Source organism: Tabrizicola sp. (genome assembly GCF_051645465.1).
Taxonomy (GTDB): Bacteria; Pseudomonadota; Alphaproteobacteria; order Rhodobacterales; family Rhodobacteraceae; genus Tabrizicola.
Genome location: NZ_JBOFBI010000362.1, coordinates 1 through 2,875, shown reverse-complemented (window position 1 = coordinate 2,875; position 2,875 = coordinate 1). Strand labels below are relative to the sequence as shown.

General features: G+C 65.0%; 2 protein-coding genes and 1 pseudogene. All 3 read left to right on the top strand.

Annotation, left to right across the window (positions count from 1 at the left end; genetic code table 11):
* The coding region (locus ACRCSW_RS22365) for a VirB4 family type IV secretion system protein (protein WP_438707858.1) at window positions 1-2,347 on the top strand (2,347 nt) is incomplete at its 5' end.
* On the top strand, window positions 2,344-2,550 hold the full coding sequence (locus ACRCSW_RS22360; RefSeq protein ID WP_438707857.1) for a hypothetical protein: 207 nt from the start codon (window positions 2,344-2,346) through the stop codon (window positions 2,548-2,550). The genes ACRCSW_RS22365 and ACRCSW_RS22360, both read left to right, overlap by 4 nt.
* 8 nt (window positions 2,551-2,558) lie before the next feature.
* Window positions 2,559-2,875: pseudogene (locus ACRCSW_RS22355) on the top strand (hypothetical protein); the annotation flags it as partial.

The window sequence follows — 2,875 nt, the reverse complement described above, 5'->3', positions numbered from 1 at the left end:
CACTCCGGCGCTTCGATCTGTCGTGCGGCCCGGGGACCTCGCAGCCGAAACCCTCGCGCGACACTTGCCGTGGCTCTCTGCACCGGCGGACAATCTGATCCTGACCCGGCAAGGTGACCTGATCGCCTCTGCCGTGGTCGAGGGGCAGGACAGTTTCACGACGGAAGAGGGGGACCTCTCGCTCGCAACCACCTCGCTGGCGCGGCTGATCGGCCAGTTGGGCGAAGGGTTCGGGTTCCATGTCTCCAAACTGACCCTGCCGGACGCGCCCCAGTTGAAGCCCTTCGATGGTGAGGGCACCGGGGAAGCGTTCGCCGCCTTGGTCGATGCCCGCTGGCAGGGACATCTCCGTGCTCGGACCCTGAAACGCCGGGTGCTGGTGGTCTCGCTCATCCTGCGTCCCACCGCGCTGAAACGTGCCCCCCTGATTGGAGCGCTCTTCAAGGCTGCGTTTACTGGCGATCTTGGCCAGCGGATTGAACGCCTGAATGAAGCAATGGGGCTCTTGGCCGGGGCCTGCCAGGGATTGGGCTTCCGGCGCCTGACCGTTTCTTCGGGCGAATGGCTCGGTCTCTTGGGTGTCCTTCTTGGGCAGCCGATGGCCAAGGGCCTGCCGATGCGCGGCCAGTTTCTTGCCGAGGCCATCGCGTCATCGCAGATGACCTTTGTCGGAAAGCGGGTGGAAATCGAGTCCGGCGCCGGAAAGCGTTTCGGAACGATTTTCGGCGTGAAATCCTACCCCGCCCGCACCTGGGCGCGGATGCTCGATGCGCTGGAACTGCCCTACGACATCGTCATCACCAACAGCTTCACGCCGGCCCGCAACAACGAGATCGAAGAGCGCATCAAGCGGACGGCACGCCAGATGCGCGCCTCCGAAGATGCCGCCGAAACCCTGCGGCAGGAACTGTATGAGGCCGCGGACAACGTCGCCTCGGGCCGACAAGTTTTCGGCAAGCATCACCTGACGGTCATGGTCACAGCCGAGACCCCGGAACAGCTCGAGGAAGCAGCCTCTGAGGTCTGGCGTGCCGGACAGGACTGCGGGGCAACCCTCGTTCGCGAGAGCTTCGCGGCCCGCGCGGCCTGGTTCGCCCAAGCCCCGGGCAACTGGGCCTACCGCCCGCGTACCGCGCTTCTGTCGGCCCAGAACTTCGCGCACCTCGCGGCCCTGCATCGGGTGACCGAGGGTCGCCCGAAGGTGCAGTCGCCCTGGGGTGAGACGATCACGGCGTTGCCGACGGTGACCTCGAGCCTCTACCGCTTCAACTTCCACGACAAGGGCGAACGAGGAGCCGAGCCGAGTGCCGGACATACGCTGGTTCTGGGTCGCACGGGGTCGGGCAAAACCCTCGGCACGGCTTTTCTCATGGCGCAGGCCCGGCGAGTGCATGCCCGCATCCTCGTCATCGACAAGGACCGGGGCCTTGAGATGGCCGTGCGCGCCTTGAGGGGCAGCTATTCCGCGATCCGGATCGGCGAGGCGACAGGCCTCAACCCGTTCCAGACCGAGACCGATGAGCGCGGAGCGGCCTGGCTCACCGATTGGCTGGGTGACATCCTCGCAGGTTCACGGCCCTTCGAGACCGCCCAAACGGTCAGCCTCAACACCGCTGTTCGTCAGATCGTTTCTGCCGATCCGCGGCTTCGGACGTTTGATGGCCTTGCAACTCTCGTCGCCTCGACCGACGACGAGGGTGACCTTGTGGGGCGTGTCCGCGAATGGGGGCAGGGAGGACGGCATGGCTGGCTCTTTGGGCCTGGGGCCTCCTCGGAGATCAGCCTTTCCGAAGATGTGGTTGGCATCGACATGTCGGAGATCCTCGATCTCGGGACCGAACGCTCGGCGCTTCTGGCCTACCTCTTTCGCCGCATCGAACGGGTGATCGAGGATCGCCGTCCGACCCTCATCGTCATCGATGAAGCCTGGAAGATGCTCGACGATCCGATCTTCGAAAAGCGCCTGCATGACTGGCTCGTCACCATGCGGAAGAAGAATGCCGTGGTGATGATGATGACTCAGACGCCGACACACCTGACCCGGGTCAAAGTTGGCCAGATCATCGCGGAAAGCGTGGTGACCCAGCTTCTCTACCCGAACCCGCGTGCCAACCCCGAGGATTACCGGATCCTACGGCTGAACGAGAAAGAGGCCGAGTTCCTCTGCACGCCAACGGGTGGCCTGCGCCTCGCCCTCCTGCGCTCGGCCGGTGACTCGGTCTTCGTGAACATGGATCTTGCGGCCCTTGGGCCCGCGCTCGCCGTTCTTGGCGGCGGCCGATCCGGCGAAGACCGCGCCCCCTATGGCTGGCGCGATACCCCCGATTTCTGGAAGGACATGACGTGACCCGACACGACCGCCTGATCCCCATTTCCCTTCTCGGGATCACCCTCCTTTCTGCCTGCGCCGGCGTCGAGACAGGTGCCGTCTCCCCTTGCCACGGCCAGTTCCGGGCCGAGGGCAAGTATTTCGCGGCGCGGGAGCTAAGCGACGGCACGACGGTCGTCGTCTCGACAATGAACGCCCCCGACGCGCCTTGCGCGGACTGAGCCACCGCATGCGCCGCGCACCCCTCCTTCTCGGGCTTCTCCTCGGCACTGCGGTGCCCGTGGGCCTCATGGCCCAAGGTGTGCCAATCTTCGACGGCTCGCGGCTGTCGAACTTCATCTCGCGACTTGCCGAACAGGCTGAAGACGCCGTGAAGCAGGGAGAGAAGCTCGCCACCCGCACGGAACTCAGCGAGATCGAAGACGAGCAGCTGGCGGCATATGAGCGTTTCCTTGCGGATACGACCGGCGTGACCGACCTCAGCGGCTTCGAGATAGGATCGGGCACCTTCCCCCCTGCCGACGAGGTCTATCCCCTTGAGGAGAC